General features: G+C 36.5%; 20 protein-coding genes. All 20 read left to right on the forward strand.

Annotated elements, in window-relative coordinates:
* The first annotated feature begins 2 nt into the window (after positions 1-2).
* The 20 genes from ssb (at position 3) to AC1RNS_RS12460 (ending at position 14787) form a co-directional block, all read left to right on the forward strand.
* A complete protein-coding gene (gene ssb, locus AC1RNS_RS12365; RefSeq protein WP_492992989.1) occupies positions 3-503 on the forward strand; it encodes a single-stranded DNA-binding protein in 501 nt (166 codons plus the stop codon).
* Between the two features lie 12 nt (positions 504-515).
* The gene (locus AC1RNS_RS12370) at positions 516-719 is read left to right on the forward strand and encodes a hypothetical protein (protein ID WP_492992991.1); all 204 of its coding nucleotides are present in this window, start codon (positions 516-518) and stop codon (positions 717-719) included.
* A complete protein-coding gene (locus tag AC1RNS_RS12375; RefSeq protein ID WP_492992992.1) occupies positions 697-1401 on the forward strand; it encodes a dUTP diphosphatase in 705 nt (234 codons plus the stop codon). The genes AC1RNS_RS12370 and AC1RNS_RS12375 overlap by 23 nt, the downstream gene beginning before the upstream one ends.
* On the forward strand, positions 1401-2216 hold the full coding sequence (locus tag AC1RNS_RS12380) for a DNA adenine methylase (protein ID WP_492992994.1): 816 nt from the start codon (positions 1401-1403) through the stop codon (positions 2214-2216). Before AC1RNS_RS12375 ends, AC1RNS_RS12380 begins: the two co-directional genes overlap by 1 nt.
* A 73-nt stretch (positions 2217-2289) precedes the next feature.
* Entirely contained in the window at positions 2290-2706 is a 417-nt protein-coding gene (locus tag AC1RNS_RS12385) for a DUF1064 domain-containing protein (RefSeq protein ID WP_492992995.1), read from the forward strand.
* A gap of 334 nt (positions 2707-3040) precedes the next feature.
* Positions 3041-3568, forward strand: coding sequence for a CopG family transcriptional regulator (locus tag AC1RNS_RS12390; RefSeq protein ID WP_492992996.1), 528 nt, complete (start codon positions 3041-3043; stop codon positions 3566-3568).
* 45 nt (positions 3569-3613) lie between these two features.
* Positions 3614-3811 carry a hypothetical protein gene (locus AC1RNS_RS12395; protein WP_492992997.1) on the forward strand — a complete coding sequence of 66 codons (198 nt, stop codon included), beginning with the start codon at positions 3614-3616 and terminating at the stop codon, positions 3809-3811.
* A gap of 121 nt (positions 3812-3932) precedes the next feature.
* Positions 3933-4418 (forward strand): hypothetical protein, encoded by a 486-nt coding sequence (locus AC1RNS_RS12400; RefSeq protein WP_492992998.1) that lies wholly within the window; start codon positions 3933-3935, stop codon positions 4416-4418.
* A 587-nt stretch (positions 4419-5005) separates the two neighbouring features.
* Positions 5006-5446, forward strand: a complete 441-nt coding sequence (locus tag AC1RNS_RS12405; RefSeq protein ID WP_492992999.1) for a hypothetical protein — start codon at positions 5006-5008, stop codon at positions 5444-5446.
* Between the two features lie 355 nt (positions 5447-5801).
* Positions 5802-5990, forward strand: a complete 189-nt coding sequence (locus tag AC1RNS_RS12410; protein WP_492993000.1) for a hypothetical protein — start codon at positions 5802-5804, stop codon at positions 5988-5990.
* Positions 5991-6158: 168 nt separating this feature from the next.
* Positions 6159-6920 (forward strand): hypothetical protein, encoded by a 762-nt coding sequence (locus AC1RNS_RS12415; protein WP_492993001.1) that lies wholly within the window; start codon positions 6159-6161, stop codon positions 6918-6920.
* 62 nt (positions 6921-6982) lie between these two features.
* On the forward strand, positions 6983-7306 hold the full coding sequence (locus AC1RNS_RS12420; protein ID WP_492993003.1) for a hypothetical protein: 324 nt from the start codon (positions 6983-6985) through the stop codon (positions 7304-7306).
* A gap of 9 nt (positions 7307-7315) precedes the next feature.
* Entirely contained in the window at positions 7316-8212 is an 897-nt protein-coding gene (locus AC1RNS_RS12425) for a terminase small subunit (RefSeq protein WP_492993005.1), read from the forward strand.
* Positions 8199-9482, forward strand: a complete 1284-nt coding sequence (locus AC1RNS_RS12430; protein WP_492993007.1) for a PBSX family phage terminase large subunit — start codon at positions 8199-8201, stop codon at positions 9480-9482. The genes AC1RNS_RS12425 and AC1RNS_RS12430 overlap by 14 nt, the downstream gene beginning before the upstream one ends.
* 20 nt (positions 9483-9502) lie before the next feature.
* On the forward strand, positions 9503-10018 hold the full coding sequence (locus AC1RNS_RS12435) for a hypothetical protein (RefSeq protein WP_492993008.1): 516 nt from the start codon (positions 9503-9505) through the stop codon (positions 10016-10018).
* A gap of 50 nt (positions 10019-10068) precedes the next feature.
* Entirely contained in the window at positions 10069-11565 is a 1497-nt protein-coding gene (locus AC1RNS_RS12440; RefSeq protein ID WP_492993010.1) for a phage portal protein, read from the forward strand.
* Positions 11566-11569: 4 nt separating this feature from the next.
* Positions 11570-12697: a phage minor capsid protein gene (locus tag AC1RNS_RS12445; RefSeq protein WP_492993011.1), complete on the forward strand. Its 1128-nt coding sequence runs from the start codon at positions 11570-11572 to the stop codon at positions 12695-12697.
* A gap of 81 nt (positions 12698-12778) precedes the next feature.
* Positions 12779-13438 carry a hypothetical protein gene (locus AC1RNS_RS12450; RefSeq protein WP_492993012.1) on the forward strand — a complete coding sequence of 220 codons (660 nt, stop codon included), beginning with the start codon at positions 12779-12781 and terminating at the stop codon, positions 13436-13438.
* Between the two features lie 70 nt (positions 13439-13508).
* Complete coding sequence (locus AC1RNS_RS12455; protein WP_492993225.1) at positions 13509-14429, forward strand: capsid protein; 921 nt, start codon at positions 13509-13511, stop codon at positions 14427-14429.
* A gap of 46 nt (positions 14430-14475) precedes the next feature.
* Entirely contained in the window at positions 14476-14787 is a 312-nt protein-coding gene (locus AC1RNS_RS12460) for a hypothetical protein (protein ID WP_492993013.1), read from the forward strand.
* Positions 14788-14794: the final 7 nt, after the last annotated feature.

A 14794-nucleotide genomic window follows, 5' to 3' on the forward strand; every position in this document is an offset into this window, starting at 1 on the left:
TGATTAACCGAGTCATATTGACTGGACGATTAACAAAAGACGTTGACCTTTCTTTTACGCCACAAGGAGTTGCAAAGACCCAATTTACATTAGCAGTTAACAGAGCATTCGCTAGTCAAAATGGTGAGAGAGAAGCAGATTTTATCAATGTCCAAGTTTGGCGTAAGGCTGCCGAGAATGCGGCTAACTATTTGAAGAAAGGGTCGTTGGTAGGCATTGATGGAAAACTACAGTCAGGTTCGTATGAGAGAGACGGGCAAAGAATCTATTTTACGAATGTTGTAGCTGACAGTGTGCAGTTTCTTGACACTAAAAACAGCACAGGAGGCTCACAGGGCGCACCAAACTACGAATCTAGTACAAATACAGGTGGAACCAATCAAAGGGCTCCACAGGGCGATTATGGCGGTAATAATCAACCAAATTATCCGAGGGTTGATGAAGATCCGTTTGCTAATAGTAAGGGGCCAATTGAGGTCAATGAATCAGATTTGCCATTCTAAGGAGTGATTAATATGTCTAATACGCAAAAACGCAAAATTTTGTATGGCAGAACACTTAGGGAATTACAAAAGCAAATTAAATTTCAAGAACATGCAGCTTATGTACCAATCAGCGCGGTTAAGTTTTATGAATATGAAAAATATCCTTATCAAATTTTAGTAGAGAAAAAATGGTTAGCGAAGGGGCGTAAAAATGAACTTAAAAAATTTATTTGAAACACAAGCAGCGTTGGACGAGCACATCATGCAGGAGCACCCAGAGTTACGAGGGCAGAACAATCTTGATTGGAAGCTATTAGCGCTACAAGTTGAGTTAGGCGAGTGTGCTAATGAATGGCGTGGGTTTAAGAAGTGGAGTAAAAATCAAAAGCCAAGAACATGGGATAGAATTCACTGCCCAAGTTGCGAAAAGAAAGGGTATTTCAGAGGAAATCCGCCAGTAGATAAGGTCAAAGGTAAACACTCATTAGGGAATCATTGGTATGACTGTCCAGATTGTGCAGGGTTCTTGGTAGTCGATAAAAACCCACTCTTAGAGGAGTATGTAGATTGCTTGCATTTCATTTTGAGTATTGGGTTAGAAGATTACACTTACATTCAGTTTGGAGATAAATTTACAGGACCTGTACGACTTGAATTAACGAATGATTTTGTAGTTGTAAAATACCACAGCATTACAACTCAATTCTTGTATCTATCTAATCAAATTAGCAATTTGGCAGATTGTATTTTGGAATGTGAAATGACTTATGCTAGTGAAACTTTTGAGCAGTACAAGAAAACTTGGCAAATGTTTGTTGGTTTGGGTGAAATGCTTGGCTTCACATGGGAGCAAGTAGAAGAAGCTTACTACGCTAAGAATAAGGTCAATCACGCTAGACAGGAGAGTGGGTATTAATGAACTCGAGATCCCCACTAATATGGTTCGGAGGCAAAGGAAAACAAGCTGATCTAATCATTAGTAAAATGCCAAGTCACAAAGTTTATGTTGAGCCATTTGGGGGGGCAGCACATGTCATTTCACGCAAGCCAAGGATCAATCATGAGGTATATAACGATATTGATGGAGTTGTAGTGAATTTCATTATGCAGAGTATCGAAAATACAGAAAGATTGATTGAGGCATGCCAGCAACTACCTTATAGCAGAGAACTATATGAGAAATGGAGAAAGGAACCTTTGCCAACGGATCCATTCCAAAGAGCTGTACGATTCTTTTACTTAAATAGATCAGCAATATCAAAAGGTAATGCCGAAGAAGTGCCCAATACAGGTTGGCGGCATAGTACCAGTTCGAGTCAAAATCCTGCAAAGGGTTATGTAAATGCATGCGAGGCCATTAGAAACTTTGCAAAACGAATGCAGGGCGTAATGATCGAACACAAAGATTATAAAGAAATCATAACTAAATATGATTCAAAAGAGGCCCTGTTTTATATTGATCCACCCTATATTGGCCGAGAGAAGTTTTATGCTGGTGGTTTTACACTGAAGGACCATTACGAACTTGCTGAACTACTTAATCAAGTCCAAGGGAAAGTGATGCTGAGTTATTATGACGATCCAATCCTTCATGAAATTTATAAAGGATGGCGTGTTGAAAAACATCAAACCTTTAAACAAGTAGTTGGTGGCCAGAACTTAGGAGCAGATGCAGAGGAATTACTCTTAATGAATTTTGAAATCAAACAATTAAGCATTTTTGATTATTAAATACACGCTGCTGGTAGAACGGCATTAGGTTGTTTTATCAGCAGACTTCTAAGAGTGCTAACAGGAGGTGAAAATGAGCAAAGCAAAATACGGCAATAAGAAAGTTGTACATGATGGAATTACATTCGATTCAGCAATGGAAGCAAAGTATTACGATTACTTGAAACATCTACAATCGCAAGGTATTGTGATCTCCTTTGAATTACAGCCTAGGTTCGTATTGTTGCCGAAGTTCGAAAAGAACGGCAAGAAATATCGTGAGATTGGTTATAACGCTGATTTTACAGTTCAATATGCAGATGGTCATACAGAAGTGGTTGATATCAAGGGGATGGTTACTCAGCAATTTGAATTGAGGAAGAAGTTATTCGAATACCGTTATCCACACGAATTAAAGCTTCTAACGTATTCAAAGATTGATGGTGGTTGGATAACTCATGATGAGCTTAAAAAGGCTAGGAAAGCACGTAAAGCAGCTAAAGCAGGGTGACGAAAATGAACACAGTACGTAAGGAAGTCAAACAACGTAGAGCCAGGCTAATCAATCAACAGGATCACATAGCTTATCTCAAGTGTAAAGGGTGCCCGAAACGTGCTGCTTACGATCCTACTAAAAAGTGCAGAGGATGCAAGGTTTATAGGGAATTACGAAGCATTAGAAAAGAGCTGGAGCAGATTAGTTGTTTGCGTAGGTGGGCTAAGTGAATATTTGAAAGATTTTGTTCAGTATCTTCTTTTGAAAAAGGTTACTAAAATCAATTGTATTTTCTGTTCTAGGTGATATAATTTGATTAAGGTAACTTTAATCAAAGGGGATGGATAACATGGATGCTTTATTAAAAATTAGAAAACCGAAACTTAAAGAGATGTACATTCAAAAATTAAATGAAATAGAGACACTATTGAATTGGCTAAAAGAGCGAGGTGTAACAAGAGCAGACAGACTTGTCATTAACTCGAATTACTTAGTAAATCGTTCGTTAAAAAATCCGAATGATTTTATTCATAAGTCGATGAAAATAGAGAACTACGCATTAGAGATTAAAGAATTTCAGTCTCTTATAGATGAACTTGAAAAATTAAAACAAGAATATGAAATAGGTAACCAAAATCAAAATGGTAATGAAGATTTAGAAAAAAGTAACTCAATTCAAAGTGAGGTTGAAAAGAGTAACCAAAATCAACGTGGTGGAAAAAGAAAAGGTGCTGGACGTAAAGCGTTTGGGATAACTAAAAAAGTTTCATTAACTCTTTCTGAAGATGTTTGGAGTGAAATAGGAAATTTAATTGGTAACGGATCAAACCAATCGGAGGTTTTAAGAAGCCTTATAGAAAAAGGATTGAAAAGTTAGTTACTGCACAATATGAGCAAAATGAGAAGGATGGTGAGCAGAATCATGAGTAAAGTGTCTGTAAAAATCGGTAAAGAAATAGTTGAAGGTGAATTAATAGGTGTTTTTCAGTATTCACAGCCTATTGGAGAATCTCCAATGATTGGTGGTCATACAGGCGGCGTTGTTGCTTATCCAGTAGCTGTTGTAAAAATTGAGAACGAATTAAAAGAGGTTCCAATAAATAGAGTGAGCTGTTTATAAGTTGGCATTCTGAGGATTTTATAAAAAAGCCGCAGCGTCGTTACATGCTACAGCCTAGAATTGGTTATGCCCTTTGAGTAATCTCAAAAGTATTATAACACAACTTAGGAGGGCAAACCTAATGGGCAAACAAGGGCAAACACAAGAAGTAAAAAAGTATATGGTAGATCAATGGTTGAAAGATTATCACTGGATGGTTGAACAAATAAGATTAGGTAAAACGCAGAATGAGCTTGCAAAAGATATTGAGTACGATGGTGCTAAAGTAGCTGCGTATGGAATTGAAGCGACTTTACCGAAAGCTAGTGGAGGAACTAGTGATCCAGTTAGTTATGAAGCAACAAGACGTTCGCAATTTTATGTGAAAAGAGTTTTGCGTTATGAATGGAAGGTTAGGGAAATCCAAAAGCGCGCAAGTAATGTTACAGGAGAGCGTGATATTTTTGTACTCAACTGTATTTTAGACGGCTATTCAATGCGTAAAATAGGGCAAACAATGGGATTATCAGAAGGTACGATTAGAAAGATTCGGGAAAACATCTTAAATGCTATGTTAGAAAACAATAATACGCAAAATACGCATTTTACGCAGATTACGAATTGTTGAAAGACCATTATTTCATAAATTAAACTTGGAGGTAGGACGGTGCGGTAAAGGTTTCCTCTCTTGGTATTTATCAATTACTAAATATTAGGGACAGAACGACCGACGACCGACCAGCGCCTCATAAACTTGTACGAGGCATGACATACATGGCCGGCCCATATTTTTTAAGAGATTAGGTATCTTAATTAATATAAAAGGCTAAAAAACGGAAAAAGGAGTGGTTTTTATGTGAACTTCGTCCACTTTTCATAATTCAGTCAAACTTACTACAGCAATAAAGTGCACGGAAATGCACTATAAAACTAAAACACTTTTCTGCCTTGCAATAATAAACACGTCCAGCTCAACGTGTGTGAGAAATGAGCTAACTCGACAAAAAGTAGATATACCACTGAAAAAAGCCTTATCCCTAGCATGGTAAGGCTTTTTTATATCAGTATATTATTATAAAATATACAATAAATGGTTTAAAATTGAAATTACTCCTCATGAAGATGGTAATAAATACATATTTTATTATAAAAGTAAAAACAATCCATATTTTATGGTAAAATATGTTTGTACTACATATGAGGAGGAATTTTTTTATGAAGAAAAGCTTATTTTTAGTCCCTGCTGTAGCATTTGGTATTTTTACTGGTCTTTCTAACGAAGCATCAGCTCAAGAATTGAACACTGAAACAAATTCTGCGGAAGTTCAAGCACAAGCATTTGCTGCTAGTAGCGTTTATGAGAATGCACAAGTTATCGAAAACGACAAATTGGTGGAATCTTACACTAATCAATACATTCCTATTCGTTATTATAAGTTCTACTATGATGGTAGTTCAGGGGTAGCTCCTATAGCATTTTATTCTTATGGCACTCATAAATTGAATGTGTTAAATGGAAACCTTATAAAAGTAAATAACAAAACGGATACAGCTGTATTCAATTTAACTTCTGGATGGAATTATGTTGAAATCATCCAAACAGCTCCAATGACTATACCTAATCAGAAATTTGAATTCAAAGTGGGTTGGGATTAATAAATTTATTAAGAACTAGGCATCTGAACAGGTGCCTTTTTCTTTTGCATTGAAAAGTGAATATTGAGCAGAGTTTCCTCCACTTTGATTCGTCAGTACTTGCTTTTGAGAGCAAAAAACCACATGTTGTAGTATGACAAAAATCTCCATTCAGCTAAAATTAGCTTGAGGGGAGGTGTGGACAATGACTAAAAAATAGACACTGTTTATTTAGTATATAAATTAGTAAGTGGTTTTCCGTTTCATGAAGTATTAGTAGGCTGCTATAGCACAAAAGAGAGAGCCGTAGAGGAAATAGCAAAATACGAAACAGCACGCATTCAAGCAATCAATGTAGAGTAAAGGGGATGTTAAAATGAATCAAGCAGAAAAGGTTGAGGAAATTTTAAAAGAACTATCGCACTTTTTTAATAGTTTGGACCATTTACCAGAAATGAATAGTATTGATGAAATAATAGGTGTTGGAAGTCATCTAGCCCTTGGTGCAGATATTGTAGATGAAGCAATAAGAATTATAGATGAGTTTATGAGTGCTAATAAATAATATTTCAGGTCACGTTCTATGAGCGTGGCTTTTATTATGCTTTGAAAACTGCATCAAACAGCCAAAACGCTATGAGTTAAGAGGGCAGAGTTTGGTGTGGTTTTGAGAGCAAAAAGTTATTACATATATTTCATCTACTAGGTTATGATTGGATAGAGGTGGTAAATAATGACGAATGAAATAGAAAAGATTATCGGAGAAATTGGCGAGAAAATAGAAAAAGTATCTGATTTTCTTACTACTGTAACTGATAATGAATTAGTGAAATCCAGTGGGGAAATTTTTAAATTTGTGGATTTAGGCATCAAAGCGAATAATTGGATTAGTCAAAAAAGATTTGAGCAATGCTTGAAGGGATTTACGATGGACGAACCTTCGGAACAACAATTAAATAAACTGAAAAAGTATATTGATTCTCCTGAGAAAGCTGAATTCGTAGCTAATACATTTCGACAAGTTTTGTTAAGCAATTCTTCGAAAGCATCATTAATAATGGGGACTATTTTGAATTCTGTTGTAGATGATGAAAAGGATGTATCACATGAAACGCTGATTTGTTTGAATGCGTTATCTCACTTTTATGATATTGATATAAAAAACTTATTATTATTAGATCAATACATTGATTATGTTGAGCCAAATTCGTTGAGATCTCCTAAGTTAAAAAGAAAAAAGACTGAGTATTTTTATGTTGGTGGAAAGTTAAATCACTTCGCTAAAGAAAAGGATGTAACTAGAAATAGCTTATTAATAACTCTTGAGAAAAGCGTAGGATTACAACTGATTACAAAAGTATTAGAACCAGATATAGGCGTAGATGTTGATATAGAAATGGAAATGGCTGATGTGACACAGGCTATAGATGAAAAATACTATTTTAATAGTGTTGGAAAAATCATGATTTCGCTCATCCAACGCATAGAAGATTAAGTGCTCTTAAAAAGAGTGCTTTTTTTATTTTACAAAGCTACTAGCATAATGGGGTGATGCCATTGGACATCGTAGTAACTATTCCTAAGAGTGAATATGTAAATGATGATAAAGAAACTGCTGTTTATGAACAAGGTGGATACGAACAATTCTGGCAACTATCCAGGCATCCTAAAAAACTAAACATTGGTGACAGAGTGTATTTCGTCAAAAATGGATTTATTGAATCATCAATGAGGGTGATGAGAATAGAAACAAAGGCAACTGCGTCATGTGAGGTAACTAATCGCACATGGAACGGTTGTCTTATTTTTATGGATGATTTAAGGCAAAAACGCTTAGAACAAGTAAGAGGCTTCCAAGGCTTCAGGTATAGGTGGTGGTGATTATGAGATATGGCTAATTGGGATGAAATAAAACTGGAGTGGGAAACCACAAAGATTACACTTGCTGATCTTGCTGAAAAGCATGGGATAAAGCTTGGTACATTAAAGAGTCGAAAGAGTCGCGAGAAATGGTCTAGGGATGCAACTGAAAAGGATGCAACCAAAACAGCGAAGGTTGCAACTATAAAAGAAGATGCGCCAAAGGATGAAATTATTTATTTCAGTGATGATGACAGTAACAGCCTAAACGACAAGCAACGCCTATTCATTGCTTATTATGTGAAGTGCTGGAATGCTACCAAGGCTTATCAAAAGGCTTATGGGTGTGCTTATACAACAGCAATGACTAATGGTAATCAACTACTTAGAAATACTAAGATTCGAGAAGAAATCACTAGGGTTAGAGATGGGTTAACCGAGGATGCGCTGCTTGACAAACGAACCTTAATTCAAAAGTGGATAGACATAGCTTTTGCTGACATAACTGATTACGTGAAGTTTGGCAGGCAAGAAGAAGTCGTTTACAACGATGAGGGTCAACCTGAACTCGATATGAATGGCAACGTTAAAACCTATGCTTTCAACTATGTGCATCTGAATGAATCTGCCGAACTTGATGGTTCACTCATAACAGAGGTTAAGCAAGGTAAAGACGGCATTAGTGTTAAACTTGCTGACAAGATGAAAGCTCTTGAGTTCCTGTCTAAACATATGGACCTGTTAAACGAACATGAGTTGAAGCAGTTCCAAGTAGAGAAAATCAAAGCCGAAACCGACTTTGCAGAAATGCGGGCTGCTAAGTTACGTGGCGATAAGAAAGACACATCGATGTTGGATGCATTGGTGGAAGGCCGTAAGCAGTATGAGCAGATGATGAAAGAGCGTGAGCAACATGGCGAAGGTTGATATTAAATTTAGTTCTAAACAGCTTGAAGCCATTTACCGCGACTATAATTACACGTTCGATGTTCTCGAGGGAACTCCCAGGTCTGGAAAGACAACAGCAGGACATTTTCGTTATGCTGATTACTTAACATGGACAAGGGACACAAACCATTTGATTGTCGCTTACAACCAGGAACAAGCTTATCGTCTTTTTATTGACGGTGACGGCACAGGACTTAAACATATCTTTGGTAATCTCGCTGAAATAAAACACGATGAACATGGTTCACACCTTGAAATTCATACTCCAAATGGCGTTAAAAAGGTTTATTACAAAGGTGGAGGTAAATCCAATAGTGTTGGTGCAATCACTGGTATGTCGCTTGGTAGCGTGGTATTTTGCGAGATTAACTTATTGAACATGAAAATGATTCAAGAGTGTTTTCGTCGTACCTTTGCAGCATTAGATCGTTACCATTTAGCGGACCTTAACCCACCAGCTCCACATCATCCGGTCATTAGTGAAGTATTCGATGTTCAAAACACTCGCTGGATGCATTGGACAATACAAGATAATCCGATTATCACCGAGGAACGTAAACAGGAGATTTTTGAGATTCTATCTAAGAACCCTTACTTGTTTGAGCGTGACTGGGAAGGTAAGCGAGTGATGCCACAAGGCGTTATTTACAGCATGTTTAACATGAAGAAAAATGTACTTCCAAAGATACGAGGGCAGATTTACGAAATGTTCTTTGTAGCTGATGGTGGGCAATCTGATGCGACTTCGTGTAGCTGCAACATTGTTGTGAGGTATGAGGATAAGTTCAGGCTATTACGAGTGGCTAACTACTACCATAGTGGTGCTGATACAGGGCAAGTCAAGGCAATGTCTACTTATGCTAAAGAACTTATTAAATTCAAAGAATGGTGTGTTAAAACGTTTGAAATGCGTTATACAGAGTTCTTTGTTGACCCAGCATGTAAATCACTTCGAGAGGAATTACACTTGTTAGGCATACAAACAAAGGCAGCAAACAATAATAATAAAGATATTAAGGGAAGTTCGAAAGGAATTGAGGTAGGAATTGAACGCCTACAAAACTCAATTACTAACGAGCAATTTTTAATTGTGGAAACAGACAGTGAATACGATCATTATAATTTCTTAAAAGAGATTGGTATGTATGTCCGTTTAGATAATGGTGAACCGATCGACGATTTCAACCACGCTCTTGATGAGTGTCGTTATGCAAATAATTATTTTTTTAAACGATATTTAGGTGGGTGAATATAAAAAGTTAAAATGTTATGATATTTGTAAAAAAGGAAAAAAGTGATAACATGATAATTTTATTTATTCTCATTAGTATCATAATAGCTTTGGTCTTATATTTTAATAGTGATACTTTCAAACGTTCCAAGGTGCCTGACACTAAAACAATCTTTAAACAAATTGACACAGATATTGTTAGTCCATTAAGACATATGTGTTTCATGAATGATTTGAAAATTAATAGGAATCCTTATAATAGAGAAGTTTCAAAAATCATTGAATCATTACTTATTGAAGCAATTAAGTTAAATCAGATTACAATGGGAGAATTTGAAGGAATCAAAAAAAATGTATCAAGGTATAAAATAGAGCATAACGATATTGATTCATCTTCACTTAAACAAGATGACAGACAAGAATTAAGAAAAATGTTTGGGATTAAGTTAGGTGAATTCGTAAATTCATTAATTGAAGATTTAGAAGCAAAAATAATGAAAACAAACACCTCTATAGAAAAAGAAAGACTTAAAAAGCAAATAGAAAAATTGTAATGCGATCACAGTGATGTGGTCGTTTTTTATTTACGTGGGTAGGTGATGACATGTTCAATAAAGCAGTGAATTGGATGAAAGGGGTGATGGTTAAATTGGGGTTAGTGCAAAAAATAAAGGATGTCTCGGATATAAAGAAAATTCCGATGTCAGATGAAACTTATAAAGAAATTGAGAAATGGCAGCAAATATATAAAGGCTACTTTAGTGATTGGCACGATGTATTTTATCACACAGTTGCCAGTGGTCAACAGAAGCGTCGCAGAGCATCTTTGAACATGGCTAAAATACTCAGTGAGGAAATGGCTAAGATAATCTTTAACGAGAAATGTGAGATTAATATTTCCGATGAAGGTACATCTAAGTTCATCCATGAAGTACTAGAGGATAATAATTTCTATAAACAATTCCAACGTTACTTGGAATACAGTTTCGCCACTGGTGGTATGGTTGTAAAACCGTATGTTGATGATGACAAAATCAAATTGTCATATGTAAAAGCAGACTCTTTTATACCAATCTCCTGGAACAGTAGAGGCATTTATGAGGGTGTATTTACCAACGTGACTATTGAAGGAAAGAAAACATATACACTTCTTGAATGGCACCTGTGGGAAGATGGGCGTTACGTTGTTAAAAACGAGCTTTATGTAAGTGAAAACATAAATGAGCTTGGCAAGAAGATTCCTTTATCAACTTTGTATGAAGATTTAGAAGAAGAAGTGCCAATGGAAAACGTGCGGAGAAGTTTATTTGTTTATATCCATCCGAATGTTGCTAATAATATTGATTTGACGAGCCCACTAGGTGTTCCAATCTATGCAAATGCACTTGATACATTAAAAAGTCTAGATATTGCATTTGATAGTTTCCAACGCGAATTTATACTTGGTAAGCGAAGAATCATTGTACCTGAAAATATGATTAACACAGTTGTGGATAGAAAAAATGGAACACATCGACGTTTCTTTGATGAAAATGACGAGGTTTATGAGGCATTGGGTGGTGACATGGATGCTGATAAAATCCATGACAGTACTGTAGGTTTACGAGTAACCGAGCATGTCGATGCCATTAACGCTTTATTAAACCTCTTATCGATGCAAACGGGATTTTCAAGTGGTACCTTCACATTCAATGGTCAATCAGTTAAAACAGCGACAGAAGTTATTAGCCAGGATAGCAAGACATTCCGAACTAAACAGACACATGAGGTTGTAGTTGGTGAGGCTTTGAAACAACTGGTTGAAATTATCATTGATTTAGGTGAGTTGTACGAATTATTTGAGCGTCCAGCAGATGGTTATGAAACAACTATTGGCTTTGATGATAGTATTGCCGAAGATGCCGCAAGCGAAATGAATCGTCAAATCCAGTTAGTGGGTGCCGAGTTGACATCAAGAGTAAGAGCGATTATGAAGGTGCATAAAGTACCTGAGAAAGAAGCTATTAAGATATTGAAAGAAATCAGAGAGGAGAATAATAGATCTTCTCCTGAACATGATGAAATTGTAAAAGAAGTTGGTTTTTTCGGTAGTAGGGAGTGATTAGATGCCAAGACCAGTCATCACTCCATATCAATTTAATCTGTACACATCACAGATTACAGATATTTATGTTGCTTTAGAGGATGAATTATTCAATCAGATAGCAAACCGCCTTAAAACGAATTCTGAGCATGATAAAGACTATGTTCTACAATGGCAAGTTGAAAAGATGCAGCAATTACGAATGTTCAATCTCGAAACTATTAGAGAGTTGTCTATAGTTACAGGTATTGCGGCTGAAACAATCAGGCAAATGATTGAGGATGTTGGAAACAAGACAATACAAAGCGTTGATGATGAGGTAAGTGGAAAATACAAGCCGTTACCACCGCCTACTCAGATTGATTTAATTCTAGAAAACTATGTTAAACAAACGTTCCTAGAACTCGACAACTATGTTAATCAAACACTTATCACAACTACTTATGGTCAAGGTACAGCGGCTATTATGTATCGTAAAATTGTTGAGCAAACCACAGCACAGGTTTTAGCTGGCAATATGACCATAAATCAAGCCGTTGCTGATACGGTCATTAAATGGGCCAATAAAGGTATCGATACAGGATTTATTGATAAAAGGGGTCGAGTATGGCAGTTAGAACAATATGCTGACATGGTTATTCGGAATACAGTCAACAATACTTACAACGAGTTGCGATTGTCTCGTATGGATGAATACGGTATTGATTTAGTGTTAGTTAACAGCTATGCAGACCCAAGACCAGCTTGTGCAGAGATACAGGGTAAGGTTTGTTCTATGAGTAATCCTTCTAGTGATCCTAAGTATCCTAGTATTTATGACTTTGGATATGGTGAGCCATGGGGAATAAGAGGCGTCCATTGTCGCCACATCTTATATCTGTTTATCGATGGCTTAAACACTAATAATCAGATTCAATACGATGAAGCCGAAATGCGAGAACAATATAAGCTATCACAACAACAACGTTATTATGAGCGCCAAGTCCGAAAGGCAAAACGTTCACTTAATCTAGCCAAAGAAATTGGTGATGAAGTTGCAATTCAAAAGTACAAGCAGTTGGTCCGTAATCGACAAACTAAAGTACGTGATTTTGTGAATGAACATGATCTTGCACGTAGGTATGATAAAGAGCGAGTAATTAAGTCGTAGAGATACGGCTTTTATTTTTGTCTTTATCCGTAGACGCCATAAAGAACGGAAGGAAAAATATCCATATTGGAGGGCTTTATTATGAAAAAAGAAATGCAAAAACCAGTTTACCAGCTACCGACACCAGATGCTGGGTGGAGACCTTTAGATATTCAGATGTTAGCAGGAGAAGGTGATGCACCACCTGTTGACCCAACACCTCCAGCAGATACACCGCCTGCAGATAATGGTGGAGGAGATCAAACACCACCTGAAAAGACATTTACACAAGAGGATGTCAATAACCTCGTCAAACGCGAATCAAGTAAACAGCAAGAAAAAATGTTGAAAGAGTTAGGTATTAGCGACTTTAAAGATGCTAAAGAAGGTCTTGCTAAATTCAAAGAGTGGCAAGATTCACAGAAAACAGAGCAAGAAAAGCAAGCTGAACGTTTGAAAGAATTAGAAACAAATCAATCAACATTGTCAGATGAAAATTCTGTACTTAAAGCTCAAATCAGCGCAATGAAAGCAGGCGTTATTGCTGATTATGTCACTGATGTTGTGACACTTGCCAAAACAATGGTGAGTGATGATGTGGATATGGATACAGCTATTTCTAAGATAGTTGAAAAGTATCCTCATTTTGCTCAAAAAGAAGAATCGCAACAGCAGGAACAACAAAAGCCAAAGTTTTCCCAAGGCAAACATGGTACCCAATCAACAACAGAAGCAGAGCAATGGTTAAACGCATTTAAGTAATTAAAAATTAGGAGGAACAAATACTATGAAACATGTTATTAAATCATTACCAAATTACCAAGGTATGAAAATGTTATTAAAATTAGATATTCAATATTTTGCAGCACCTAACTATGCAGAACTGTATACCCAAGCACTACAACAAAAATTCACAACTGGATTAATGTTTGTCGAGCTATATAGCACGGCCAACAACGCAAACATCAAGTGGACAAGCGCTAAAACAATCCAAATCCCACGTATTACAGTAGGCGGTTTCGTTGATGTGGACCGAGATGTAGTTGGTTCATTCACTCGTCGTACTGATAACGATTTTGAGCCAAAAACAATTGATCACGATCGTGAATTTAAAACGTTAGTGGATCCAATGGATGTTGATGAAACGAACATGGCACTAACGATTGCGAACATCACACGCGTGTTTAACGATGAACAGAAGATTCCTGAAATGGACAAATACGCAGCATCGAAATTATTCACTGAATTTACTGCTCATGGTGGAACTGTAGATACTACAGCATTAAATGCAGAAAATATCTTAGATATTTTCGATGATTTTATGGCAACTATGGACGATGCGGAAGTACCACAAACCGGTCGAGTTTTATATGTGACACCAACTGTTAATAAGTTATTAAAAACTGCTCAAGGTCTCCAACGTCAATTAGATGTAGCGAGTGGGAATGCTGGTAATGTAAAACGTAGCATTTACTCACTTGACGATGTAACGATTAAAGTTGTCCCATCATCTCGTATGAAAACAGTTTATAACTTTACAGATGGCGCAGTAGCAGATGTGACTGCTAAACAAATTAACATGATTTTAATTCATCCATTAACAGTTATTACACCGCAAAAATATGAATTCGTTTCATTGGATAATCCATCGGCAGCGACAGGTGGTAAATATTTATACTTCGAACGCAAGTACTGGGATCTTTTCGTAATTGCTAAAAAAGTTGATGGAATAAAAATTAATACTGAAGCCTAAAGGGACTTTTTTAGTCCTCTTTTAATTTTATTAGGAGGGAACAAACATGGGTAATGTAGTAAAAGTACGAAAAGGTAATCGCATTTTAGATATAGATGAAGGTCGTTTATCAGCACATTTGCAACAAGGTTATGACCAAATTGATAGCGAAGGCAAAGTTGTTAAACGTGCAACTGGTGGGCGTAGCGTATCACTTGCTGAACACAATGCGGTAGTTGATGAGTTAGAAAATTTAAAAAGTGTGGATCTAGCAAAAGAAAATGAAGATTTGACCAAAGAAAATAAAGCACTTAAAGCAAAAGTGACAAAGCTCGAAAAAGAGCTAGAATTGAAACAACCAGATCCGAATGCAAAGTAGGTGTTAA

The organism is Lysinibacillus sp. GW821-FHT14F06 (assembly GCF_058803665.1).

Excerpts from the sequence above, each read along its gene's own strand:
- AC1RNS_RS12370 (WP_492992991.1), top strand. The coding sequence starts at position 516 with ATGTCTAATACGCAAAAACGCAAAATTTTGTATGGCAGAACACTTAGG.
- AC1RNS_RS12375 (WP_492992992.1), top strand. The coding sequence starts at position 697 with ATGAACTTAAAAAATTTATTTGAAACACAAGCAGCGTTGGACGAGCAC.
- AC1RNS_RS12380 (WP_492992994.1), top strand. The coding sequence starts at position 1,401 with ATGAACTCGAGATCCCCACTAATATGGTTCGGAGGCAAAGGAAAACAA.
- AC1RNS_RS12385 (WP_492992995.1), top strand. The coding sequence starts at position 2,290 with ATGAGCAAAGCAAAATACGGCAATAAGAAAGTTGTACATGATGGAATT.
- AC1RNS_RS12390 (WP_492992996.1), top strand. The coding sequence starts at position 3,041 with ATGGATGCTTTATTAAAAATTAGAAAACCGAAACTTAAAGAGATGTAC.
- AC1RNS_RS12395 (WP_492992997.1), top strand. The coding sequence starts at position 3,614 with ATGAGTAAAGTGTCTGTAAAAATCGGTAAAGAAATAGTTGAAGGTGAA.
- AC1RNS_RS12400 (WP_492992998.1), top strand. The coding sequence starts at position 3,933 with ATGGGCAAACAAGGGCAAACACAAGAAGTAAAAAAGTATATGGTAGAT.
- AC1RNS_RS12405 (WP_492992999.1), top strand. The coding sequence starts at position 5,006 with ATGAAGAAAAGCTTATTTTTAGTCCCTGCTGTAGCATTTGGTATTTTT.
- AC1RNS_RS12410 (WP_492993000.1), top strand. The coding sequence starts at position 5,802 with ATGAATCAAGCAGAAAAGGTTGAGGAAATTTTAAAAGAACTATCGCAC.
- AC1RNS_RS12415 (WP_492993001.1), top strand. The coding sequence starts at position 6,159 with ATGACGAATGAAATAGAAAAGATTATCGGAGAAATTGGCGAGAAAATA.
- AC1RNS_RS12425 (WP_492993005.1), top strand. The coding sequence starts at position 7,316 with ATGGCTAATTGGGATGAAATAAAACTGGAGTGGGAAACCACAAAGATT.
- AC1RNS_RS12430 (WP_492993007.1), top strand. The coding sequence starts at position 8,199 with ATGGCGAAGGTTGATATTAAATTTAGTTCTAAACAGCTTGAAGCCATT.
- AC1RNS_RS12435 (WP_492993008.1), top strand. The coding sequence starts at position 9,503 with ATGATATTTGTAAAAAAGGAAAAAAGTGATAACATGATAATTTTATTT.
- AC1RNS_RS12440 (WP_492993010.1), top strand. The coding sequence starts at position 10,069 with ATGTTCAATAAAGCAGTGAATTGGATGAAAGGGGTGATGGTTAAATTG.
- AC1RNS_RS12445 (WP_492993011.1), top strand. The coding sequence starts at position 11,570 with ATGCCAAGACCAGTCATCACTCCATATCAATTTAATCTGTACACATCA.
- AC1RNS_RS12450 (WP_492993012.1), top strand. The coding sequence starts at position 12,779 with ATGAAAAAAGAAATGCAAAAACCAGTTTACCAGCTACCGACACCAGAT.
- AC1RNS_RS12455 (WP_492993225.1), top strand. The coding sequence starts at position 13,509 with ATGTTATTAAAATTAGATATTCAATATTTTGCAGCACCTAACTATGCA.
- AC1RNS_RS12460 (WP_492993013.1), top strand. The coding sequence starts at position 14,476 with ATGGGTAATGTAGTAAAAGTACGAAAAGGTAATCGCATTTTAGATATA.